Genomic DNA, 23,452 nt, shown 5'->3' on the forward strand with positions numbered 1-23,452 from the left:
TATCCGCGCGGGGCCGATGCCGTTGTGCGGTCGTCCGGCGTACCCGGAGCCCGCATCCGCATCGTCGACGAACAGTGAGGACCCCATCATGATCTCCATCGATCGCACCCGACTCGCCGAGCTCACCGAGCGCGAGAGCGCGGCGTTCATCGCCGCCCGCCCGAAGTCGAAGGCCGCCTACGAGCGCGCCGAGCACCTGTTCGGCCGCGTGCCGATGACCTGGATGAACAAGAAATCGGGCGCCTTCCCGATCTACCTCGACCGCGCGCAGGGCAACCGCGTGTGGGACATCGACGGGCACGAGTACATCGACTTCGCCCTCGGCGACACCGGCTCGATGGCCGGGCACTCGCACCCCGCCGTCGTCGAGGCCGTGCAGCGCCGCATCGGCGAGCTCGGCGGTCTGACCACGATGCTGCCGACGGAGGACGCCGAGTGGGTCGGCGCAGAACTGTCGCGCCGCTTCAAGATGGACCGCTGGAGCTTCTCGCTGACGGCCACGGATGCGAACCGCTGGGCGATCCGCCTGGTGCGCGCGATCACCGGCAAGTCGAAGATCGTCTTCCACTCGTACTGCTACCACGGCTCAGTCGACGAGTCGCTCGTCGTCGTCGGGCCGGACGGCGAGAGCATGCCGCGCCCCGGCAACGTCGGCGCCCCCGTGCCGGTGACCGAGACCTCGCGCGCCGCCGAGTACAACGACCTGCCGGGCCTCGAGCGGGCGCTCGCGCACGGCGACGTCGCCGCGGTGCTCATCGAGCCGGCGCTGACCAACATCGGCATCGTGCTGCCCGAGCCGGGCTACCTCGAGGGCGTGCGCGAGCTGACCCGGAAGTACGACGCGCTACTCATCATCGACGAGACGCACACCTTCTCGGCCGGGCCCGGCGGCATGACGACCGCCTACGACATCGAGCCCGACCTGGTGGTCATCGGCAAGGCGATCGGCGGGGGCATCCCGACCGGCGCCTACGGGCTGTCGGCGGAGTTCGCCGAGCGGGCGCTGGCGCGCACCGACCTCGACCTCGTCGACATGGGCGGCGTCGGCGGCACCCTCGCCGGCAACCCGCTCTCGGTCGCGGCGATGCGCGCGACCCTCGAGCAGGTGCTCACCGACGAGGCCTTCGCGACCATGATCGACACGGCGACGTACTTCACCGACGGCGTGAACGCGCTCTTCGACCGGTACGACCTGCCGTGGGCGATCAACCAGCTGGGCGCGCGCGCCGAGTACCGCTTCGCGCGCCCGTACCCGAAGAACGGCACCGAGGCGGCGGCCGCGGCGGATGCGGAGCTCGAGGACTTCCTGCACCTCTACCTCGCGAACCGCGGCATCATGCTCACGCCGTTCCACAACATGGCTCTCATGGCGCCGATGACGACGCGGGCCGACGTGGATGCCCACCACACCGTGTTCGAGGCGGCGATCAAGGAGCTCGTCGGGGCCTAGCCTCCTGCGCCGACGGCTATCCGAACCGACCGTTCACGTAGTCGAGAGTGCGCGGGTCTTCGGGCGTGGAGAACATCTGCTCGGTGAACCCGTGCTCGACGATCTGGCCCGGGGTTCCCGCCTCCGCGAGGAAGAAGGCGCAACGGTCCGAAACCCGCTGAGCCTGCTGCATGTTGTGGGTGACGATGACAATCGTCACCTGCTCCTTGAGCTCGAGGATGGTCTGCTCGATTCGACGCGTCGACGTGGGGTCGAGAGCGGAACACGGCTCGTCCATCAGCAGCACGCGGGGCTTCACCGCCAACGATCGTGCGATGCAGAGACGCTGCTGCTGACCTCCCGAGAGACCGCCGCCGGCTGCCGAGAGACGGTCCTTCACCTCGTTCCACAGGCCCGCCATGGTGAGGGACTCCTCGATGAGGTCGGCGCGATCTGACTTGCTGATCTTCTGGCCCGTCAGCGTGAGTCCGGAGACCACATTGTCGGCGATCGACATCGCCGGGAAGGGATTGGGCTTCTGGAAGACCATGCCGATCGCGCGGCGAGCATCCGTGATGCGCATGCTCGAGTCGTAGATGTCGAGCCCGTCAACGCTGACGGAGCCAGCGAGACTCGCGCCCGGCACGAGCTCGTGCATGCGGTTCAGCACGCGAAGGAACGTGCTCTTGCCGCAGCCGGAGGGTCCAATCAGCGCGGTCACCTCTCCCGCGTGCATCGTCAGATCAACGCGGTCGAGAACCTTGCGGTCACCGAACCACGCCGACACTCCGCGCGCGTCGAGGGAAGCGAGGCCCATTGCCTCGGTGGTCACGGGTTGCTGCCTGTCGTCGGATGTCGTCAGCACAATCGGGGTCCAATCACGTGAGGTTGGGGAGCAAGGTCGAAAGATCGCGGAACAACAGGAAACCGAGGAACACGGTGGTGGGCACTCCCACGGCCCAGGCCTGCCACCGCCCCCACGCGCGACGCATGACCGGCATCGCGGCAACGGCGGCCAGAAGAAGCAGTGCCCAGATCGCCACCTCCGAACCGGTGGAGAATCGCGACGCCATCGCCAATTCGTCACGAGGAAGCGCGGAGTAGCCGAAAGCTCGAGCACCGGCCTCGGCGGCGTTGCCAGCCAGCACCGCATCTACCCGCAGCACGTCTTCCGCGAAGTAGGGAATCCCGGTTGCCGTGACAAGCGTCAACGTGCTGTCCGAGGCGGGGCGGTCGGGAAGCGCTTCTTGGCCAGTGCGGACGCCTGCGACCGTGAAGACGAAGCGACCCTGCCCGGTCGTGACGACAATGCGATCGCCCTCGTCCAGCTCGGAAAGACGGGAGAAGGGGCCGCCGAACGCTGCCTGGCGACCAAAAATGACCGAGGCACCGACCTGGCCGGGCATCACCGTGTCGCGACGATGACCCGGACCGGACTGGAGGGCGCGTGCATCGGTGCCCTCCACGATGACGGTGCTCAGGTCAATCGCATCGATCTCGAGCAGGGCGACTGGCTGGCCAGGAGTGAGAAGCTCACCAGTGCTCTCAAACTGCGACACAGGAGCCGTGGAGTTCGCGAGCTCGAATCGGAGCTCTTCGCGCAACAGCGCCTGATCGCGCAGAAATGTCACAGGGCTCGCGATCACGAGGTAGGCCGCGAATCCCAGCAAGATGGAGCCGACGAGCAGAAGCGCGGTCGACCCGAATCGTGCTCGATCAAGCGGGGTCAGAGCCGGAATCGCGCGCGACGCGGTCGCCGGGCGTAGATCGCTCGACTCGCGGGCAACGGCATCGAGCGCACCCGCCACCGCTGATCGCATTCTGGTGCGCGTGGCCGTCACGGACACGCGGACGCGATCGCGCCACGATACGGAAGGAGTGGAGGTCACCGGGAACTTTCTTGCATCGGGTTCGCGGGTGCCATCCCAACGATCTGGGGATGGCACCCGCGAGGAAAGGGTGATCCTTACCGGACGACGAAACGTGCGGTGGTGCGCACCGCATTGAACTTCGTGTCACCCAGGTAGCGGACCGACAGGGTGTGGGTGCCGCGCGGAATCGACGAGAGCGTGATGGTCACGGCCCCTCGCGAGAGGGTTCCTGAGCCGACCCGCGTGCTGCCGCGGTAGACCTCAACCCGACCGGTGGGGGTCACACCATTGATAGCGGCAACCGTGACCTTGACTTTGCCTCGGGTACCCGCGCTGACCGTCGCCGCAGATGCCTTGATGGTCGGCGTGGCCTTGGCCACCGTAACCGGGCGCTCGACCGAGCTGCTCGGCGCCAGGTTGCTCCCCGTCGGCGGTACGTACCGCACCTGGAACGCGTAGCTGAGCTTGGCTGCCGTGACGCGGAAGCCGAACCCGTTCTCGCCTTCGTCCAGGGTGTAGGCCTGCAGGCGCGTAGCACCGTCCCAGAGCTCCACGGTGCCGCCCTCCGCGCCCGTGACCCATCCAACGACCGTCATCACGCCGCCGATGGTGGCGGTCGACTTGGTCGAGACGAATGACGCGGTCGGGGCCGAAACCGGCACCGACGCCACGGCGGTCTGCGAACCGACAATGCCGGGCAGGGTCGGGATGAAGACGGCGCGAAGCGAGGCACTCGTGGCATCCGTCGTGACAGTCACCGGCACCTGGACAGTGGCCGTGGCCGTCGCGACGTGCGGCGCGACCGCGGCCTGCCCGACGACGGTGTCACCGTTCAGGATGCGGACCGTGCCACCCTGACGGTGCACCTTCGAGTCGACGACGACCTCAACCGAAGTGGACGCACCGACCTCGATCGCGGTCGGCGGGGTCCACGTGACGGTGCTCGTGTTGTCGGCGGTGGGAGCGTACGCACGGATGCTGTCGTCACCACACTCAGAGCCGATCGGAAGGAAGCCGTAGAGCTCGATCGTCGCCGTCTGCTCGCAGAGCAGCGACGTCGAACCGTAGAAGACCTCGTGGATGAGCGTGCTGGGGTCATCGAGCAGTCGCGACGGCACGATGTTGAACACATTGCGGGTCGCGGCCGTGAAAGCAGGGTTCGCCTTGACGAGCGGGCCGTCACCGACAGTCACGTAGGGCTCGGCGGCCGTCGCTCCCTCCGTCGCCTTGAGCGGCAGGAGGACAGCGCCGTTGCGGCGGTCGGTCACACCCGGCGCATTGTTGGCGAATGCGACGTACTGCCCGATCGAGAACGGACCGATGACCGTCTGGTCGAGGCCCATGACCGTTCCGTCGTGCTCCTGCACCGAGTAGGTCGTACCGTCGATCACAATCGACGCGCTGCGGATCTCCGCCGGGATGCTGGTGTTGTTGTCCGCGAGGCCCAGCACATCGACGATGAAGTAGGAACGCGTGCCCGAACCGGCCTGAGGGAGGACGGGGCGCAGCTGGTAAGCGACGGTCCCCTCGGGGGCATCCACCGGGAGTGTTGCATCCGGACCAACACCGACGTAGGTGTAAGAGCCGACGGAGCCGGCGACGTACGCGTACTTGACCGAGCCCTTGTAGACCGCGGCGAGATTGGGCTTGGATGTGGTGTCCTCACCCTTGCCGATGTACCACGGTACGACAGCAAGGGGGCTGCCGTCCTTGACCGCCATCGTGAGGGCATCCTTGGCGAACGGCACGTAAGCGAGGACGCCGTTAGCTGCCGCGTTCGCGCCCGGACCGCTCGAGCTGCGCGCGACATCGATCTTGCCGATGGCGTCGGAGCCCACAGCGATCGTGTTGCCAGCACCGCCGGGACGCGCGACGTTCGCGGTCGCTGTCTGGCCGATGGCAACCCGAAGGAAGTCACGACCCGCGCTGGAGCCATTGGCGCGCGGCGCCATCGTGCCACCAGCGTCAATCTGAACGGTCAACGAGCCGACCGCGAGGTAGTTGGCCAGCAGGTTCTCATCCGCGGCCGTGTTCACGGCGTTGGCGAGCCCCTGCATGACGTCCTGTGTCGTGTCCGATCCGAAGATCCGGAGCTGGCCGTACTGGTCAGCAGCGGGATCAGCTACCGCCGGGGCCGCAACGGCGGCACCCACGAGGATCGCGCCGATGCTCGTCAGTGCGAGCCCTCGGGCGAAAAGACTGTTCTGCATTGTTTTCTCGTCTTTCGATGAAGCGCCCCGTCTCAGGGGCGTGGATTGTGAAGAGTTCAGGGGAGACGTGAATGGACTATGCGGCGGGCTGAAAGAAGTCCTCCTCGCTCTCGATCAAGCGGCGTGCGCGGCGATTGAGCAGGGCTCCGGCGAGCATGCTCGGCACGCCGACGGCCAGGACGGCTCCGAAACCGACAGGGCCGATGCCAGCGGGCACCGGCGAGAGAGCGCGGGTGCTGTCAATCTCGGGGAAGGAGGGCGGCGCCACCTCGGTATCGACGGGAGGCAGATCATCAACGGGGAACTCGACGTCAGGTTCGTCGACGACGACCTCGATCATGGCCTCCTCCGTGGGGCATTCCTTGGAGGCAGACCCCAAGCCCGCGATGACGGCTGCCGCGGCCGTGCGGTCAGCCTCGGCGAGAGGCACGAACCCCGCGGGGAGCTCGCCGGCGGCACTCCCGGGCGACTGCCCGGCGGTCGTCGCGTAGCTGAGAACCGTGCTGTAGCTGCTCCGGGTCTCTGCGTCGAGATCGCAGACGTTCACAGCGGCATAGACCGGGTAAGCCAAGGGATAGACCCCGGCCGTGACAAGGCCCGGGTCAACAGACCGGGTCCCCGTGGTTTCGTCTGTGGGGGAAGCAGCGAGCATCGCTGTAATGGCATCCGCGGTTGGCGCGATCGGCTGTCCGGCGGCGTTGACCAAGCGCGCGGTCTTGAGCCCGTAGCGCACGGCGCTCGGCGCGTCGACGAGCGCGATCATGAAGCGGGCACCGGGTCGCTGCGCCCCGGTCGTCACGTACGACGGTGGGAGCCGGGTCGGGTCCCACACGATGCGAGCGTTCGCGTCACCGCGGAGGGCGCGCAGGGCCGCCTCTGCGTAGTCGTTCATGTACGGGCGCATGTCCAGCGTCCCGAACCCCGGCGGCGGCGCGCCGTCTTGCTGGAGAGTCGACAGGTCGGCCTTGGGAAACGAATCCGTCGGGGTGGTCGCCAGCTCGAGGGCCAGGTACGCCCGGTTGATCGTCATCCCGCTCTCGTCGGGGATTCCGGCGAGGAACCCGCGCGCGGATTGATCGGACTGCAACCACTCCCACACCAGGGCGTTGGCATCGCTACCGCCGAGCGTCACGAGCATGCCCGGGGGGAAGGCATTGATACCGAAATCACGGAAGTCGGGGTTGAGACGCAGGAACTCCGGGTCTTTCACGATCGACACGGGATTGCTCGTGATGCCACCCAGCACCCCACCATCGGGAGTGTCGTTGCGATATGACTGCGTCAGCAGCTTGGCGACGAGACGGGCGTTGAGCACCAGATCGTTGACGGGCGTGCCGTTGCGGCTGGCCAAAGGCGACTCTGAGTTCACTGCGTAATCGATGTTGTAGGCCACGACGAGAGCGCTCTGAGCGGCTGGCGCATACCGGATGACCTGGTCGGCTCGCTCCTCCTCGTTGAGCGGTCGCGTGACGAAAGCGAGCTTTGAATCGCCTTCTCGCCCACTCACAATGAGCCGGCGCGCCTCTCCATCACCGACCTGCGTGAAGCCGAGAGTCACACCCTTGCCGCACAGCACCGGCTGCCAGCGCACAATGGCAGCAGCGATGGTCTCTGCGCCCGCGACCCGCTCCTCGTCCTGCCCAATCGGGCAGGAGACGGCGAGCGACTGGAATGTGAGCGGAATGGCAATGCGCTGCGCCCAGGCGGTGGCGGAAAGCGGGCTGCCCGTCACACGACCTGCGGCCGTCGCCGTCGCGGCGTCGCGCCCGTCGAGGTTGACCGCGCCGCGCGGGACGACGACGAGCCAGCATCCGCGGGGGCCGCTCGCGGTTGCCGCCCCACAGCCCAGGTGCGGAGCCTCCAGAGCGGTCTGCACCTCGAAAACGATCGAGCCCGAGCCGTCGGCACCCGTGCGCACCGCGGAAATCTCGTTGGAGGTGTTGGCATCGAAGTAGTCCGCCGGTGTGAAGGTCGATGCACCCTCGACGGGCTGGAAGGGAACTCGGAAGGCGTTCTGGAAGGGGTTATCCGGCGGCGGCGGAATGCGCACAGCGGCGTTGTAGACCTGCGCCGGGTCCTCGTTCCTCACCAGATCGCGGCTTCCCGCGCGCAGTCCCAGAAGGGTCGCGATGGACGGGCTGGTTGCACCCCACTGACACTGGTCGGGGCGGGGGCCGGCGACGTCATCACCCCAGCACTGCATGATCTGCAGGTAATTGGTCGCGAACTCGCCGAGCGATGTGGGCGTGCCGCCTGTCCAGCTAATCCGCACACCCTGGCTGGTCAGGTCACGGGTCTGGCTGACGGTGACCGCGAGGTTCTCCAGCGCTGCCGCCCCTGGCGTCGTGGCGCCCGGGTGCGCGTCGGCCCATCGGACGGTGACCGAGGAGTCGTCGGTCGTGGCCGACGCTGACGGAAGGCTGAGGCCCCACCCGCCGACCAGGCTGGCGACAATGCCCCCAACCATCAGGAAGCGACCCGTCGAGCGGAGCGCACGCGCGGCGCTCACGAACCGCTCCGAGTGGCGCGCACCCAGCGCGCGAGTGCCGGCGGGGCGAGCGCTGTCAACAGCACCGCGATGAGAGCGAGTGCCATGTAGGTGCTCTCACGGGTCCATCCCGCGTCGACCCGCTCAATCTCGACAGGGATCGCCGCGACCGTCTGACACGCTCCGGTATCGATCTCGCAGATGGCCGGGCCACCACCGGTCGCTCCCCCGTCGCCTCCGATGCCTCCGCCGTCGACCGGCAAGCCGTCGACACCCGTGTCCGTGCCCGTTCCGGAGCCGTCGGTCGCGCCGCCATCGCTGGCCCCAGGACCGGGCTGCGTCGGCTGCTCCGCCGCTCCGCCCGTTCCGTCGGAGCATTGCACGGTCGACCCTCGGCGATCGCACTCCGGCGGCATTGGTGCGTTCTTCGCGAGGGTGTTCGTGCCATCGGAGGAGAAGGTCGGGTTCTTGCAGCTCCGGATGTCGATCGACTGGGCCTGGACCCCCGGAATCTTGCGCACCTGCTCGAGGCCCGCTTTGACGAGGTTGATCGGCAGCGGCGAGTAGCCGAGAGTCTCGGCCTGCCGTTGCCCCTCGCACAGGAAGTAGTACGCGAACGCGCCGAGAGTCGACCCCTTGGCGGTCGTGAAGTTGCCCTCGACGGCAGTCGGCACGATGAGGTACGAGTACGACGAGAGCGGGTAGGTGCGCGGATCGGCGTTGCGGTAGACGCCCGTGAGGATCTGCGTCAGGTAGGCCTGTGAGGACGGGTCGTTGTTGATCCGCGCGCCGAGGAGTGACACCGCGACATTCGACGCGGTGGGCTCGACGTAGTAGCCCGCCTTGTTGAGCAGCTTGGCGACCGGGTAACCGGTCTTGATCGCGTACGAGTACTCGACGTAGGTGATGGTTCCGACGTTCGCGCGCTGGGCAACGTAGCCCGACACGCCCTGCGATCCGGGCTGCCCCACAAAACCCGTGCCGGAGATGACCGGGAAATTCGAGGTCTGACCGCAGGGAGTCGGACGGCCCGCCCGTGCACAGTAAGCATCCCAGATGCGCGGGTGCTCGGAAGCCATCCATGCGGTGAGCTGCGCGGTAGTCCCGGAGCCGTCAGACCGCACGACGGGAACGATGCGGCGGGCCGGCAGCGTGATCCCGGGGTTGTCGGCCTTGATCGCGGCGTCGTCCCAGCTGGTGATGTCGCCGGTGAAGATCCGCGCGACCGTCTCTCCTGAGAGGCGCAGATTGGTGATGCGCTGCGACCCGACCGTGAGGTTGTACATCAGCGAGGTGCCGCCCGCGACGATCGGCATGTAGGCGAACTTCCGACTCGGGGGGGTGTCGACGACACCGGAATCGCTCAGTCCGTAGGGGATCTCCGACGAGGCGAAGTCGACCGTGCCGGTGCGGAATTGATTGCGGCCGTCCGAGGAACCCGTACTTGCGTAGTTCACCCGCATGCCGAACTGCTGCACGTTGCGACGCCACTGATCGATGGCGTTGGCGCTCCACGACGACCCGGCCCCGCTGATGGGAACGTACGAGGTTGACGAGCTGGAGGTCGAGGTAGCTCTGGTGTCGTCCGGGGTCGACGCAACGACCGGCGAGGAGCCGACAGCGAGCACGGCAGCGGCGACCAGCGTCAGAACGAGACTCGCTTTCCAGCGCTTCATGACTTGTCTCCTTCAGGACGCGGAGCGTCGGTAGCGACGGCAGGGGCAGGTGGAGCGTCGGGCTCGGATGCACGGCTGGAGGCATCCACCCATGTGCGTCGCACCCATTCCCGGAGGGTTCTGCTCAGCCGAACGAGCGCAACGCGGACGATGTCAACCCCGCGGAGGATGAGGCTGTCGCGCCGTGGCGGCTCGGCTCGGCGGAATGTGGCACCCACTGCTCTTCCTGCCGCGGCGAGACGACGACCCACAGGGGCCAGCAGACGACCAAACGGGGCGAGCACGGCGGCCCACCATTGACGCCGGCGGATGCGGGCAAGTCGAGCACGCTCGCGCTTCTCGATCGTGCGACCGCCGAGCCAGCGGGCGACGGCAAACAAAACGAGCACCAGCACCATCAGAACAGCAGCCGCACCGAACCCGCGGGCGATCATGGTGGGTTCGGGCGACTTCACGAACTGGAAAACCGCGAGCGGCAAGGAGATCATGGGGCCGCTGGTGGGGTTGAGGTTCAGAGCGGCGGTGAAACCGGACGTGAGAAGAACCGGGGAGGTCTCACCGATGCCGCGCGCGGTCGCGAGGATGATCGCGGTCGTGAGCCCCGACCGAGCTGTCGGAAGGATGACGTGCCACACCGTCCGCCACTGGCCGGAACCCAGACCGATCGCTCCCTCTTTCAGGGTCGCGGGCACCATGCGGATCACGACGTCCGACGATCGGATCATGATCGGCAGCATCATCACGCTGATGGCGAAGGCCGCAGCCAGGCCCGACTTCTCGAGCCCGAGAATGAGGATCACGGTGGCATAGATGAAGAGGCCGGCGACGATCGAGGGAAGCGCCGACATCGCCTCGACGACGGTGCGGACGAAACTGGCGAAGCGCCCGGGCATCTCGTTCATGTAGAGGGCAGTGAGGATACCGAGCGGAATCGTGATGGCGAGCGCGATCGTAATCTGGATGAGGGAGCCCACGATGGCGTGGAGGATGCCGCCCTGGCTCAGCGGATCGAGAGGCCCGGCCAGCGACATGTCCTGTACGAAGAAGTTCGGGAACCGCAGCGCCTCGGCACCCCGAATGATCGTGAACCCGACGATAAACAGCAGCGTGCCGACGACGACGAGGGCGAAGGTCTGAATGACCGCCGTGGCCACCGCGTCTTTCACGATCATTGCTGGCTCGGTGAATGACAGCAGCAACGCGTAGTAGACGAGGAACAGCACGTACGCGACGAGGAGCACGGGCAGGACACCGGTGATCGGAAGCAGCTGACTGGAGAGAAGCCAGGTCGTCGCAAGGGAGGCGGTGACCGCGCCGACGAGAGAGAACAACTCTCCGAGTCGCGCGCCACCGAGTTGCCGGCGTACCTCCGCCCGAATCACGGAGGGGACTGCTGCCACCTCGACCGGGGCTGGCACGGCCGCCGGCGCCGCCGGGCGTTCGAGTGTCGTGGTCATCAGCTGCTCGCCCCCGATCGCGAGCGGGCGACGATGAACGATGCGGCGAAGTTGACGGCGAGAGTCATCAGGAACAGGGAGAGGCCCGCGGCCATGAGAGCGGACATCCCGAACTGTGTCGCCTCGCCGTAGCGAAGAGCAATCAGGGACGAGACCGACATAGCCCCGTTCTCGAGGATGCGCGGCTGGATCTCGAAGACGGGGGAGATGATGATGTACACAGCGATCGTCTCCCCGAGAGCACGCCCGAGCCCCAGCATGCTTCCGCCGATCATCCCGGCGCGACCGAACGGCAGGATCACCGACGTGATCATCGACCACCGCGTCGCGCCGAGCGCCAGCGCACCCTCACGCTCGCCGATCGGTGCCTGATCGAAAACCTCGCGCATGATCGAGGTGATGATGGGGGTCACCATCATCGCGACCACGAGACCGGCGATGAAGGTCGAGGACGTGAAGACGGTCGTCGGGGCGAGGGGGTCGTTCGGGTCAGCACCGCGGACGGCGAAGATCGGAATGAAGCCGAGATTCTGCGAGATCCACTTGGCGACCGGAACTACTTCACCCTGCAGCCAGAAGAAGCCCCACAGCCCAAAGACGATGCTCGGGATCGCCGCCATGAGGTCGACCAACGAGATCAGGGTCCCCCGAATGCGCTGCGGAGCGAACTGCGTGATGTAGAGCGCGCAAGCAGAGGCAAGCGGCACCGCGACGATGATCGCGACGAGAGCGATCAGGATCGTGCCGACGATGATGGCGACGATGCCGAAACGGCCCGTGTCCGGCTCCCAGGCCTGCTCGGTGAAAAAGCTCCACCCGGCGACGGACAGCGCGTCAGACGCACGAATCGCCAAGAAGATGCCAACCAGCAGCATGATCGCGAGCACCGAAACGCCGCCTGCGAAGGCGAGACGCCGAAAAATGCGGTCAGGGCGCGCACGATGAACCGTCAGGGCGATCGGTCGATCGTCCGCCAGTTCGACGTTTCCCGGTGCCGCGGTCATGATGCTCCGAGAGTTGGGGGCAGCGATGAATCCACGGCGGCATCGACATGAACGGGAACTGACTGAGAACGAGATTGTTCGTTGTGATGACCCGTCTCACCGAGAGCCGCCTTGCCCGTCTCCAGTCGGGCGGACACGAGAGAGCGGAGCGCCACCTCGATGGCGGCGCGGTTGTCTCGGATCGAGGAGTACCACCGAGCGCCCACGATTGCCGGCCGACCGTCGAGCCGCGCCCACCACCCATAGAGGTGATCAGACGGCCGTATCGTCGCGGATACGTCGAGCTCAGCGATCGACACCCGAAGATCGTCCAGCGCCCGGAGTGCACCATCGAAGTCAGCCTGAAATGCGACGGACCGGCAGATCGACCGGCCGTTGGACGTGACGAGCTGCCAGCCGACGACGTTGCCGGAATGAGGAGCACCGAGTACGGAGTGCCCCACAACAGAGACGGAGTGCTCGATCCACGACACGTGTTGACGCCCGCCAGCGGGCACGACGACGAACATGATGCGGTCTTCTCGCGACATGGACGCCCTTCGTTTTCTCCTGGTCCCCCGCCGACAGAACCATCAAGCAACGAGAACATTGCCCACCGTGCGCTCACACGTGACCAAGCACGATGCATCACCTGAACGCATGGTGAACAAGCGCTCAATATCCGAGGAATTATCCGGGTACCGGCGCGACAGCGACGCAGTGAGGCCGCCAGTGCGCGCTCAGTGAGCAGTTCCGGTGGGAAACAGGCGGAGAGTGCGCTCCGCTACGCAGCACGTCCGAACGGGGCGCTGTCCTTAGGCAGCGCCATCAAACATGCTGGTCACCGAGCCGTCGTCGAAGACCTCGTGGATCGCCCGCGCGATGAGCGGGGCGATCGGCAGCACGGTGAGGCGGTCCCAGCGCTTGTCCTCCGGCACCGGCAGGGTGTCGGTCACGACGACCTGGTCGACCGCCTCGCTCTGCAGGATCTCGAAGGCCGGGTCGCTGAACACGGCGTGGGTGGCGGCGACGACGACGCCGATCGCGCCGTTCTTCTTGAGCGCTTCGGCGGCTTTCACGATCGTGCGGCCGGTGTCGATCATGTCGTCGACGAGCAGGCAGACGCGGCCCTCGACCTCGCCGACGATCTCGTGCACGGAGACCTGGTTGTGCACCATCGGATCGCGGCGCTTGTGGATGATGGCGAGCGGCGCACCGAGCTTGTCGCTCCAGATGTCGGCGACGCGCACGCGGCCCATGTCGGGCGACACGACGGTGAGGGTCGCGGGGTCGAGCTGGGCGCGGAAGTGCTCGAGCAGCACGGGCATGGCGAACAGGTGGTCGACCGGTCCGTCGAAGAATCCCTGGATCTGCGCGGCGTGCAGGTCGACGCTCATGATGCGGTCGGCGCCCGCCGCCTTGTACAGGTCGGCGACGAGGCGGGCCGAGATGGGCTCGCGGCCGCGCCCCTTCTTGTCCTGGCGGGCGTAGGGGTAGAAGGGTGCCACGACGGTGATGCGCTTGGCCGAGGCACGCTTGAGGGCATCGACCATGATCAGCTGCTCCATGAGCGCCTCGTTGATCGGCGCCGCGTGCGACTGCAGCACGAAGGCATCGCAGCCGCGCACGCTCTCCTCGTACCGGGCGTAGATCTCGCCGTTGGCGAAGGTGCGGGTATCGGTGGGAACGATCTCGGTCTCGAGCTCGGCCGCGACCTGCTCCGCGAGGGCGGGATGCGCCCGACCGGTCACGATGACGAGGCGCTTCTGGCCGGTGATCTTGATGCTGGCCATGAGGTCCCGCCTTCTGCCGCCGAGGCGACGATCGTGTGCTGGTCGCGTTACTGCGGGTCGGGAGCGGCGCCGGCGGCGCCGCCATCCGGTACCGGGTCGGATGCGGCCGCAGCCGCCTCCGCCGCCGCCGTGCCCGGACGGTTGGCTGCCACCCAGCGTTCGACGTTCCGCTGCGGGGCGACGTTCACCGCCAGGGCACCGGGGGGCACATCCTTGCGGACGACCGTTCCGGCTCCCGTGTACGCTCCGTCGCCAATCGTAACGGGGGCGACGAAGACGTTGTGAGACCCCGTTCGGGTGTGTGCTCCGACTTCGGTGCGGTGCTTGTTGACCCCGTCGTAGTTGGCGGTGATGGTGCCCGCTCCGATGTTGCTGCCCTCACCGACCGTCGTGTCGCCGATATACGACAGGTGCGGCACCTTCGCGCCCGCCCCGAGGGTCGTGTTCTTCGTCTCGACGAAGGTGCCGACCTTGCCCTTGTCGCCGATGACGGTGCCGGGGCGCAGGTAGGCGAAGGGCCCGACGGATGCTCCCGCCCCGATCACCGCGAGCGTCGCGTCGGTGCGGCTCACGCGCGCACCCGCGCCGACCTCGGTGTCGACGAGCGTCGTGTCGGGGCCGACGACGGCGCCGGTCGCGACCGTGGTGGCGCCCTTCAGCTGCGTGCCGGGCAGCACCTCGGAGTCGGCCTCGAGGGTGACGGTGCGGTCGATCCAGACGCTGCCCGGGTCGCTGATGGTCACGCCGGCGAGCTGCCATCCGCGGACGATCATCGCGTTGAGACGCAGCGCCGCATCGGCGAGCTGCACGCGATCGTTGACCCCGGCGACGATCCAGCTCTGGCCGGCGGGCAGGGCCGCGACCGCGTGGCCGTCGCCGCGCAGCAGGCCGATGACGTCGGTGAGGTACTTCTCCTGCGCCGCGTTGTCGGTGGAGACGAGGGCGAGCTTCTGCCGCAGTGGGGCGAGGCTGAAGACGTAGGTGCCCGAGTTGACCTCGGTGAGGGCGCGCTCGTCGTCGGAGGCGTCCTTCTGCTCGACGATGCGGTCGAGACCGCCGTCGCTGCCGCGCACGATGCGGCCGTACCCGGTCGCGTCGTCGAGCTCAGCGCTGAGCACCGTCGCGGCCGCAGTGCGAGCGCGGTGCTCGGCGAGCAGGCCGGCGAGAGTGTCGGCGTCGAGCAGCGGCACGTCGCCCGAGACGACGAGTACATCGCCGTCGAAGTCGGCGGGCAGCGCGGCGAGCGCCGCCTCGACCGCCCGTCCCGTGCCGGGGATCTCGTCTTGATCGGCGATGATCGCGTGCGCATCCAGCTCGGCGATCGCCGCGGCGACCACGTCGCGCTCGTGCCGCACGACGGCGACGACGTGCGCCGGGTCGAGGGCTCGCGCCGTGGCGAGCACGTGCCCGATCAGCGGAACGCCCGCGAGCCGGTGCAGCACCTTCGGCGTCTGCGACTTCATGCGCGTGCCCTGCCCAGCGGCGAGCACGACGACGGCGAGGCGCGAGTCGGTCATGCCCCCATTGTGGCAGGGGCGGATGCTCGCCGCGGGTCGCCCGTCCGCCGGGGTTCACCGCCACACGCCGTCGGGCGCCTCAGCACTCCACCACGTTGACGGCGAGGCCGCCCTCGCTGGTCTCCTTGTACTTGCGCGACATGTCGTCACCGGTCTGCCGCATGGTCTCGACCACGGTGTCGAAGCTGATGAGGTGCGTGCCGTCGCCGTGCATCGCCAGGCGCGCGGCAGCGACGGCCTTGCCCGCGCCGATCGCGTTGCGCTCGATGCAGGGCAGCTGCACGAGCCCGGCGACGGGGTCGCAGGTGAGTCCGAGCGAGTGCTCCATGGCGATCTCGGCGGCGTTCTCGATCTGCTCGTTGCTTGCGCCGAGCAGGTGGGCGAAGCCGGCGGCTGCCATCGAGGCGGCCGAACCAACCTCGCCCTGGCACCCCGCCTCGGCGCCCGAGATGCTCGCGTTGGCCTTGATGAGGCTGCCGATCGCAGCGGCGACCAGCAGGAACTCCTCGCGCGCCCGCGCCCGGTCGGGCACGGGGATGACGTCGAGGGCGTGCCGCAGCACCGCGGGGATGATGCCCGCGGCCCCGTTCGTCGGCGCGGTGACGACGCGGCCGCCCGCCGCGTTCTCCTCGTTGACCGCGATGGCGTAGGCCTGCAGCCACTCGAGCGAGCAGTCGCGCTCGCCCGCCGCGTCGAGACCGCGCAGCCGCTCGGCCATGCCCGCGGCGCGGCGCGGAACGTTGAGGCCGCCCGGCAGGGTGCCCGTGGCGCTGAGCCCGGCGTCGATGCAGTCGTCCATCGCCTGCGCGATCGCGGCGAACGCGTCGCTCGTCGCGGCCTCGCCGCGCACGGCGGCCTCGTTGGCGCGCGCGAGCTCGGCGATGCTGAGGGCGTTCGCGCGGCACAACCGCAGCAGCTCGACGGCGGTGTCGAAGGGGTACGGCACGGGCGTGCTGCCAGCCCCCGGGCCGTCATCGTCGCCCTCGCGCTCGACGAAGCCGCCGCCGACCGAGTAGTACGTCGACTCGGCGAGCAGCGCGCCCGCGGCGTCACGGGCCGAGAGGGTGAGGGCGTTGGGGTGGCGCGGCTTGACCTCGCGCGGGGCGAAGATCAGCCACGAGTCGACGGTGTCGCCCGCACCCGCCGGGGCGGGGATGACGGTGCCGGTGGCGCGCACCTGCCCGAGCGGCGACGAGGGTGCGGTGCGCAGCGTGATGGGGTGGCGGCCGGCGAGGCGGAGCATCCCGGATTCGGCCTCGGCGGTGACCCGCTCGACGTCATCGCGCGTGACCGTCTCGACCGCGTAACCGGCGAGGCCCGCCAGCACGGCGCCCGGCGTGCCGTGGCCGACCCCGGTCGAGCCGAGCGAGCCGAACAGGATGCACTCGACGCTCGCGACCCGCTCGAGCAGGCCATCGCGGTCGAGCCCGTCGACGAAGGCGCGGGCGGCTCGCAGCGGCCCGACGGTGTGCGAGCTCGACGGCCCGATGCCGACCTTGAACAGGTCGAGGGCCGAGATGAACGCGCGCTCGGCGAGAGGGGTGGCGACGGCGATCGGGATGCTCACACTGCCTCCTTGGCGCGGGCGACGGTGCACCGCTACGACCATTGTGGCGCAGGTCGTTCGCGGCCGCACGACCCGCGTGCGTGCGCGTTGGCGCGCGACGATGGCGCTGCGAGTGGCGCCGTTTCTGTCAGGAGTGGCGAAAGCTTCCACGCCAGACGACAGAAAGTGCGACTCTCGCGAAGACGGTGAGCACTGCGCCGCTCCGCCTCCAGGATTCGAACCTGGACCTCACGGCTCCAAAGGCCGTCGTGCTGCCGTTACACCAAAGCGGACCGCGTGCCGGGCACGCCCTGCCAGTCTGCCAGAGCGGGCCCGGGTGCTCCCGAGCGGCGGGCGGGCATCCGGCGCAGCGGCGGGGCGGAGGAGGGCCGGGACGGCCCGCGGCACCCAGGGCGGGATAATGGGCAGATGACCGCCCGCGACGAAGTCGACCGCATCGTCGAGGCGTGGCGCCGCGAGCGGCCCGAGCTCGACGTCGAGCCGCTGCAGGTGCTGTCGCGGGTGAGCAGGCTGGCGCGGCACCTCGACCTGGCGCGCAAGCAGGCCTTCGCCGCGAGCGAGCTCGAGTCGTGGGAGTTCGACGTGCTCTCCGCCCTGCGCCGCGCGGGCGACCCGTACGAGCTGAGCCCGAAGGCCCTGCTGCAGCAGACGCTCGTGTCGAGCGGCACCATGACCAATCGCATCGACCGGCTCGCGACCCGCGGCCTCGTCGAGCGGCGAACCGACCCGAACGATGGCCGCAGCATCCGCGTGCGGATGACCGACGAGGGCCGTCGCCGCGTCGACCGCGCCATCGACCAGCTCATGGTCGGCGAGGCCGCGCTGCTGCAGCGCCTGAGCCGCGCCGACCAGGAGCGCCTGGCTGGGCTGCTGCGCACGCTGAGCGCCGACTTCGACGACGAGGCCGCCGAGCTCTAGAGCAGGGGCAGCAGCGTCGACAGCACGACGGCGACAACGCCGGTGCCGCTGAGGATCCACCCGAGGGTGGTGAGGATGCGCCCGTCGTGCGACGGGTCGTCGACGCGCGCTTCATCCGGCCGGCTGGGATGCACCCACACCGTTCGGGCGTCTCCCACGGTCGCGGCCTGCGCGCTGGGCTCGGCCCGCATCTCGTGCACCGCTCCCCCATCGCCGAACCAGCGCAGCGTGACCTCGTGCGCGTCCGCCGCGGCGACGACCGCCTTCGTGGCGACGTACCGCCGCGACCAGCCGCGACGGGCGAGGCCGATCGAGAGCAGCACGATGCCGATCGGCAGCGTGAGCCACGCGAACACCTCCGCCGCGATGGCGATGGCGTCGAGCGGGTTCACCCCTCAATCGTAGGGTCGGCCCGACTAGCATCGAGCGCATGGCGTTCTGGAAGAAGTCGAGCCCGGTCGACGAGAGCCTGCCGAAGACCGACCGCGGCTCCGGCTCGTTCGACGACTACGTCGGCGTGCTCGTGCCGAAGAACGCGAAGGTCACCATGCGGCTCGCCAACAGCGACCCGTTCCAGGACGAGCTCGCCGCCCTGGCCGGCGAAGACCCCGAACTGCTCACCACGGCGACCCCCGCCCGCACGCTCGACCAGGAGCGCGTCGACGCGCCCATCGAGGTGCGGATCTTCTCGGGCCGTCGCGTCAGCGGGCCGGTCGGGTTCGTGCCGCGCGGGCTCGAGAGCCTCTACGACGAGGCCGTGCGGCGGCTCGACGGGCGCGGGGCCAAGCCGCGCATCCCGGTCGCGGTGGTGCAGACCAAGCACGGGTACCGGCTCGATCTGCTCATGGGGCAGACGAAGTAGCGCAGCGCCCGCTCGCGCGCGCTAGCCGAGCAGCTCGCCCAGCTCGAGCCAGCGGTGCTCCAACTGCTCGACTTCGGCCTGCACGGCTTGAAGCTCGGCGTTGCGCGCGGCGAGACCCTCGTAGTCGCTCATGTCGTGCTCGGCGAGCAGCACGTGCAGGGCATCCGTCTGCGCGGTGAGCTTCTCGATGCGGCGCTCGATGCTCGCGAGCTCCTTCTCGGCGGCGCGGCGCTCGGCGCCGGAGAGGGCCGGGGCGGAGGGCGCGGCATCGGGCACTCGCGAATCCACGGAACGGTCGGGGGATGCTGCGCCGGAGCCTCGCGAATCCACGGAAGCGGCGCTCGCGCCCGTCACCGAGGCCACGGTGGCGCGACCCGCACCCTGCGCCGGCCCGGCCGCGGTCGCCGCCAGGCGCAGGTATTCGTCGACCCCGCCGGGCAGGTGCCGCAGGCGGCCGACCCCGTCCGGCCCGGGCAGCACGGCGTACTGCTGGTCGGTGACGCGCTCGAGCAGGTAGCGATCGTGCGACACCACGATGAGGGTGCCCGGCCACGAGTCGAGCAGGTCTTCGATCGCGGCGAGCATGTCGGTGTCCATGTCGTTGGTGGGCTCGTCCATGATGAGCACGTTCGGCTCGTCGAGCAGGATCAGCAGCAGTTGGAGGCGGCGCTTCTGCCCACCGCTGAGGTCTTTCACCGGGGTCGACAGCTGCGCCGAGGTGAAGCCGAGCCGCTCGAGCAGCTGGCCCGGTGTGAGCTCCTTGCCGCCGGCGACGTAGCTCGCGCGCTTGCCGGCGACGAAGGCGCTGACGCGCTCGTTCTCGACCGCGCGCAGGTCTGCCAGCTGCTGGTCGAGGGTCGCGACGACAACGGTCTTGCCGCGCTTCACCCGACCGCTCGTCGGCTCGAGCGAACCGTCGATGAGCTTCAGCAGCGTCGACTTGCCGGCGCCGTTCACGCCGAGAATTCCCGTGCGCTCACCGGGCGCGATGCGCCACTCGATGCCGTGCAGCACCGCGCGGTCACCGTACGACACCGAGGCGTCGAGCAGGTCGATGACGTCCTTTCCGAGCCGCGAGGTGGCCAGCTGGGTGAGCTCGACGGTGTCGCGCAGCGGCGGCACGTCGGCGATGAGCGCGTTCGCCGCCTCGATGCGGAACTTCGGCTTCGACGTGCGCGCCGGCGCCCCGCGGCGCAGCCAGGCGAGCTCCTTCTTCATGAGGTTCTGGCGCTTGGCCTCGACCGTCGCGGCTTGGCGGTCGCGCTCCATGCGCTGCAGCACGTAGGCCGCATAGCCGCCCTCAAAGGGCTCGACGATGCGGTCGTGCACCTCCCACGTGTCAAGGCTCACCTCGTCGAGGAACCAGCGGTCGTGGGTGACGACGAGCAGGGCGCCCTGCCCGGCCGGCCAGCGCCGCTTCAGATGCTCGGCGAGCCAGGCGACCCCGCCGATGTCGAGGTGGTTGGTCGGCTCGTCGAGCACCACGATGTCCCATTCGCGGCTGAGCAGCGCGGCGAGGGCCACGCGGCGGCGCTGACCGCCCGACAGGTCGTCGACGAGCGTGTGGCCTGGGATGTCCGCGATGAGCCCGGCGAGAACATCCCGCACGTTCCGATCGCCGGCCCACTCGTGCTCGGGCCGATCGCCCACGACGGTCTCGAGCACCGTGCGCCCAGTGGCGAGCTCGTCGGCCTGGTCGAGCATGCCGAGCGTGATGCCGCTGCGGCGCGTGACGCGGCCGGCATCGGGCTGCTGCTTTCCGGCGAGGATGCGCAGCAGGGTCGACTTGCCGTCGCCGTTGCGCCCCACGACGCCGATGCGGTCGCCGTCGCCGATGCCGATCGTCACCCCGTCGAGCACGACACGGGTGGGGTATTCGACGCGGAGCTGCTCGGCTCCCAGGAGGTGGGCCATCGGGGGTCAAGCCTACGGCGCGCGGCTGAGCGCCCTCGATCCGGCAGAATGGAGGGCATGACCGACGCCGCAGCGCCCGAGCGCGAGCCCGCCGACCAGAATGCGACCACGACGGATGCGGAGGCCGCGGCCGAGCCGATCGAGACGCTGCCCATCCGCCGCGTGCTGCCGTGGACCCTCCTGTGGGCCGCGGGCATCATCGTGTTCGACCAGGGCACGAAGTTCTGGGCCGAGGCCACCCTCGAACGCGGCGTGGGTGTGCCCGTGATCGGCGAGTGGATCCAGTGGCGCTTGGTCTACAACCCCGGCGCCGCGTTCGGTATCGGCGGCGACTTCACCTGGATCCTCACGCTGGTCGCCGCGGCGGCCGTGATCGGCATCTCGGTGTTCGTCTCGCGCATCTCAAGCGTGCCGTGGGCGCTCGCGGCGGGCGCGCTGCTCGGCGGGGCGATCAGCCACCTGGGTGACCGGCTCTTCCGCGAGCCGGGCTTCGCGCGCGGCGAGATCGTCGACTTTATCGACTACTTCGGGTTCTTCGTCGGCAACGTGACCGACATCGCCCTCGTCGGCGGCGCGATCGCGATCGTGCTGCTGAGCCTTCTCGGCGTCAGCCCGCGACGACCCGTGCGCCGTGAACCGGACCCGTCGCCCGCAGCACCGTCAGCCGAGACGCACTGAGCGCGACCTGCAGCTCGAGCGCGGCATCCTGATCGGCCGCCAGGAAGGCGACCGTCGGGCCCGACCCTGACACGATGCCAGCGAGCGCCCCCTGCAGCTCGCCCGTCTCGAGCGTCGCGGCGAGGCTCGGCTCGAGGTGCAGCGCCGGAGCCTGCAGGTCGTTGTAGAGGTACTCGGCGAGCTGGTGCGGGTCGCCCGCGCGCAGCGCCTGCAGCACCTCAATGTCGACGGTCGGCTGTTCGACGGGCGGCGCGATGTCGTGCACGTGCCGATCGCGGTGCCGATCGAGCTCGGCGTACACCTCGGGCGTGCTCAGGCCGACGTCGGCGAGGGCAAGTACCCAGTGGAAGGTTCCCTGCGCGAGCGCGGGCGACAGCTGGTCGCCGCGACCGGTGCCGACGGCGGTGCCGCCCATGAGCGCGAACGGCACGTCGGCCCCGAGCTCGGCCGCGAGGTCGTGCAGCTCGTCGCGGCTGAGCCCCGTGCCCCACAGGTGGTCGCACGCCACGAGCGTCGCCGCCGCGTCGGCCGAGCCGCCGCCCATACCGCCCGCGATCGGCACGTGCTTCTCGATCTCGAGCGCCACCCCGCCGCGGTAGTCGGCGACGCGCGCCAGCAGGCGGGCGGCCTTGATAGCGAGGTTCGACCCATCGGTCGCGAGACCGCGCGTATCGATCGGCCCGCTGAAGCGCACCGAGAAGTCGTCGGCCGGGCGGGCGGAGACCTCCTCGAAGAGCGAGATCGCCTGGTACGCGGTCGCGACATCGTGGTAGCCGTCGTCCTGCAGCGCACCGACCTTCATGAAGACGTTGATCTTGCCGGGCGCCCGAACGTGCACCGCCTGATCGCGCGCCCCCGAGCTCATGCCTCCACCCTATGCCGCGCGCGGCTAGCCTGGGCCCACCATGCAGTGCCACTACTTCGACGCCGGCGTGTGCCGCTCGTGCACCTTCATGGGGCAGCCCTATGCCGAGCAGGTCGCCGGCAAGGAGGCGCTCGCGCGCGGGCTGCTCGCGCCGTTCGGCGCAGCGCACTGGCTGCCCGCGGTGGCGAGCTCCGAGAGCGGCTTCCGCGCGAAGGCGAAGATGGTCGTCGGGGGCACGGTCGACGCTCCGACCCTCGGCATTCTCGACGCCGCGGGGCGCGGCGTCGACCTGCGCACCTGCGGCATCATCGCGCCGGGCATCCTCGCGGCCTTCCCCGCGCTCATCGCGAGCATCACCCGCATGGGCCTCGCGCCGTACGAGGTTCCGGCCCGGCGCGGCGAGCTCAAGCACCTGATCGTCACCGAGGCGGGCGACGGGGCGCTCATGGTGCGGTACGTCGTGCGCACGGAGGGGGCGGTGGCGCGCATCCGTCGTCACCTGTCCTGGCTGCAGGATGCCCTGCCGCCGCTCGCCGTCATCACCGCGAACCTGCTGCCCGAGCACAAGGCGGTGCTCGAGGGCGAGGTCGAGCACGTGCTCACCGAGCGGGACGTGCTGCCGATGGGCGTCGGCGACGTGACCCTGCAGGTGCGGCCGCAGAGCTTCGTGCAGACCAACACCGCCATCGCCGCGGCTCTCTACCGGCAGGCGCGCGACTGGGTCGACGCGCTCGAACCGGCCTCGGTGTGGGATCTCTACTGCGGCGTCGGCGGGTTCGCGCTGCACAGCGCGGGCCCCGCGGGCTCGGCGCGCACAGTACTCGGCGTCGAGGTCTCGGCCGACGCGGTGGAGAGCGCCGAGCTCGCGCGCGACGCGCTGTTCGCCGCCGCCGACGATCGGCGCCGCATCCGCTTCGTCGCCGCCGACGCGACCGCCTTCGCTCTGGCGGCGGCCCCGGATGCGGTGCCCGCGCTCGTCATCGTCAACCCGCCCCGCCGCGGGCTCGGAGCCGACCTCGCCGGGTGGCTCGAGCGCCGCGGCCCGGCGCACGTCGTCTACAGCAGCTGCAACGTCGAATCGCTCGCCCGCGACCTCGCCGCGATGCCCTCGTACCGGGTCGCGCGGGCGCGCGTGCTCGACATGTTCCCGCAGTCGAGCCACTTCGAGGTCATCACTTTGCTCGAGCGCGCCTGAGCCGTCGGCGCTGCAACAAATCACGGACT

At 69.3% G+C, this 23,452-nt stretch carries 19 protein-coding genes and 1 tRNA gene; 5 read left to right on the top strand and 15 right to left on the bottom strand.

Annotation, left to right across the window (positions count from 1 at the left end; translation table 11 throughout):
• Positions 1 to 88: 88 nt before the first annotated feature.
• Entirely contained in the window at positions 89 to 1,450 is a 1,362-nt protein-coding gene (locus BJ959_RS04955; RefSeq protein WP_153982633.1) for a transaminase, read from the top strand.
• 16 nt (positions 1,451 to 1,466) lie between these two features.
• Here the strand turns inward: BJ959_RS04955 and BJ959_RS04960 are convergent, their stop codons facing one another.
• The 12 genes from BJ959_RS04960 to BJ959_RS05015 form a co-directional block, all read right to left on the bottom strand.
• Positions 1,467 to 2,246: a phosphate ABC transporter ATP-binding protein gene (locus BJ959_RS04960; protein WP_153982679.1), complete on the bottom strand. Its 780-nt coding sequence runs from the start codon at positions 2,244 to 2,246 to the stop codon at positions 1,467 to 1,469.
• Between the two features lie 61 nt (positions 2,247 to 2,307).
• Positions 2,308 to 3,318 carry a sortase domain-containing protein gene (locus BJ959_RS04965; protein WP_153982634.1) on the bottom strand — a complete coding sequence of 337 codons (1,011 nt, stop codon included), beginning with the start codon at positions 3,316 to 3,318 and terminating at the stop codon, positions 2,308 to 2,310.
• Positions 3,319 to 3,395: 77 nt separating this feature from the next.
• Entirely contained in the window at positions 3,396 to 5,510 is a 2,115-nt protein-coding gene (locus BJ959_RS04970) for an Ig-like domain-containing protein (protein WP_153982635.1), read from the bottom strand.
• 76 nt (positions 5,511 to 5,586) lie between these two features.
• Positions 5,587 to 8,019 carry a hypothetical protein gene (locus BJ959_RS04975; protein ID WP_153982636.1) on the bottom strand — a complete coding sequence of 811 codons (2,433 nt, stop codon included), beginning with the start codon at positions 8,017 to 8,019 and terminating at the stop codon, positions 5,587 to 5,589.
• Complete coding sequence (pstS, locus tag BJ959_RS04980) at positions 8,016 to 9,674, bottom strand: phosphate ABC transporter substrate-binding protein PstS (protein ID WP_153982637.1); 1,659 nt, start codon at positions 9,672 to 9,674, stop codon at positions 8,016 to 8,018. The genes BJ959_RS04975 and pstS overlap by 4 nt, the downstream gene beginning before the upstream one ends.
• Positions 9,671 to 11,005: a phosphate ABC transporter permease PstA gene (gene pstA, locus BJ959_RS04985; protein ID WP_243739015.1), complete on the bottom strand. Its 1,335-nt coding sequence runs from the start codon at positions 11,003 to 11,005 to the stop codon at positions 9,671 to 9,673. Before pstA ends, pstS begins: the two co-directional genes overlap by 4 nt.
• 125 nt (positions 11,006 to 11,130) lie before the next feature.
• On the bottom strand, positions 11,131 to 12,135 hold the full coding sequence (gene pstC / locus BJ959_RS04990; RefSeq protein WP_153982639.1) for a phosphate ABC transporter permease subunit PstC: 1,005 nt from the start codon (positions 12,133 to 12,135) through the stop codon (positions 11,131 to 11,133).
• A complete protein-coding gene (locus tag BJ959_RS04995) occupies positions 12,132 to 12,644 on the bottom strand; it encodes a hypothetical protein (protein ID WP_153982640.1) in 513 nt (170 codons plus the stop codon). Before BJ959_RS04995 ends, pstC begins: the two co-directional genes overlap by 4 nt.
• Before the next feature lie 285 nt (positions 12,645 to 12,929).
• The gene (locus BJ959_RS05000) at positions 12,930 to 13,907 is read right to left on the bottom strand and encodes a ribose-phosphate diphosphokinase (protein WP_153982641.1); all 978 of its coding nucleotides are present in this window, start codon (positions 13,905 to 13,907) and stop codon (positions 12,930 to 12,932) included.
• 47 nt (positions 13,908 to 13,954) lie between these two features.
• Complete coding sequence (gene glmU, locus BJ959_RS05005) at positions 13,955 to 15,424, bottom strand: bifunctional UDP-N-acetylglucosamine diphosphorylase/glucosamine-1-phosphate N-acetyltransferase GlmU (RefSeq protein WP_153982642.1); 1,470 nt, start codon at positions 15,422 to 15,424, stop codon at positions 13,955 to 13,957.
• Positions 15,425 to 15,503: 79 nt separating this feature from the next.
• A complete protein-coding gene (locus BJ959_RS05010) occupies positions 15,504 to 16,991 on the bottom strand; it encodes an L-serine ammonia-lyase (RefSeq protein ID WP_341800024.1) in 1,488 nt (495 codons plus the stop codon).
• Positions 16,992 to 17,191: 200 nt separating this feature from the next.
• A tRNA-Gln gene (locus tag BJ959_RS05015) sits at positions 17,192 to 17,263 on the bottom strand.
• Positions 17,264 to 17,399: 136 nt separating this feature from the next.
• Between BJ959_RS05015 and BJ959_RS05020 the strand changes: the two genes are divergently transcribed.
• Positions 17,400 to 17,909, top strand: a complete 510-nt coding sequence (locus tag BJ959_RS05020; protein ID WP_153982644.1) for a MarR family winged helix-turn-helix transcriptional regulator — start codon at positions 17,400 to 17,402, stop codon at positions 17,907 to 17,909.
• Here BJ959_RS05020 and BJ959_RS05025 read toward each other — a convergent pair.
• Positions 17,906 to 18,301: a hypothetical protein gene (locus BJ959_RS05025; RefSeq protein ID WP_047564919.1), complete on the bottom strand. Its 396-nt coding sequence runs from the start codon at positions 18,299 to 18,301 to the stop codon at positions 17,906 to 17,908. The two genes, BJ959_RS05020 and BJ959_RS05025, sit on opposite strands and share 4 nt — an antisense overlap.
• Before the next feature lie 38 nt (positions 18,302 to 18,339).
• On the opposite strand from BJ959_RS05025, the gene BJ959_RS05030 reads away from it, so the two are divergent.
• Positions 18,340 to 18,771 (top strand): hypothetical protein, encoded by a 432-nt coding sequence (locus BJ959_RS05030; RefSeq protein ID WP_153982645.1) that lies wholly within the window; start codon positions 18,340 to 18,342, stop codon positions 18,769 to 18,771.
• Positions 18,772 to 18,792: 21 nt separating this feature from the next.
• Here BJ959_RS05030 and BJ959_RS05035 read toward each other — a convergent pair whose 3' ends face one another.
• Complete coding sequence (locus BJ959_RS05035; protein WP_153982646.1) at positions 18,793 to 20,685, bottom strand: ABC-F family ATP-binding cassette domain-containing protein; 1,893 nt, start codon at positions 20,683 to 20,685, stop codon at positions 18,793 to 18,795.
• Positions 20,686 to 20,742: 57 nt separating this feature from the next.
• On the opposite strand from BJ959_RS05035, the gene BJ959_RS05040 reads away from it, so the two are divergent.
• Positions 20,743 to 21,363, top strand: coding sequence for a signal peptidase II (locus BJ959_RS05040; protein WP_153982647.1), 621 nt, complete (start codon positions 20,743 to 20,745; stop codon positions 21,361 to 21,363).
• Here BJ959_RS05040 and BJ959_RS05045 read toward each other — a convergent pair.
• Positions 21,293 to 22,228, bottom strand: a complete 936-nt coding sequence (locus BJ959_RS05045) for a 4-(cytidine 5'-diphospho)-2-C-methyl-D-erythritol kinase (protein ID WP_153982648.1) — start codon at positions 22,226 to 22,228, stop codon at positions 21,293 to 21,295. The genes BJ959_RS05040 and BJ959_RS05045 overlap by 71 nt on opposite strands.
• 40 nt (positions 22,229 to 22,268) lie before the next feature.
• Between BJ959_RS05045 and rlmC the strand changes: the two genes are divergently transcribed.
• Positions 22,269 to 23,423, top strand: a complete 1,155-nt coding sequence (gene rlmC / locus BJ959_RS05050; RefSeq protein WP_153982649.1) for a 23S rRNA (uracil(747)-C(5))-methyltransferase RlmC — start codon at positions 22,269 to 22,271, stop codon at positions 23,421 to 23,423.
• The last annotated feature ends 29 nt before the right edge of the window (positions 23,424 to 23,452 follow it).

The organism is Microcella frigidaquae, from assembly GCF_014200395.1.
In the GTDB taxonomy this organism is placed as follows: Bacteria; Actinomycetota; Actinomycetes; order Actinomycetales; family Microbacteriaceae; genus Microcella; species Microcella frigidaquae.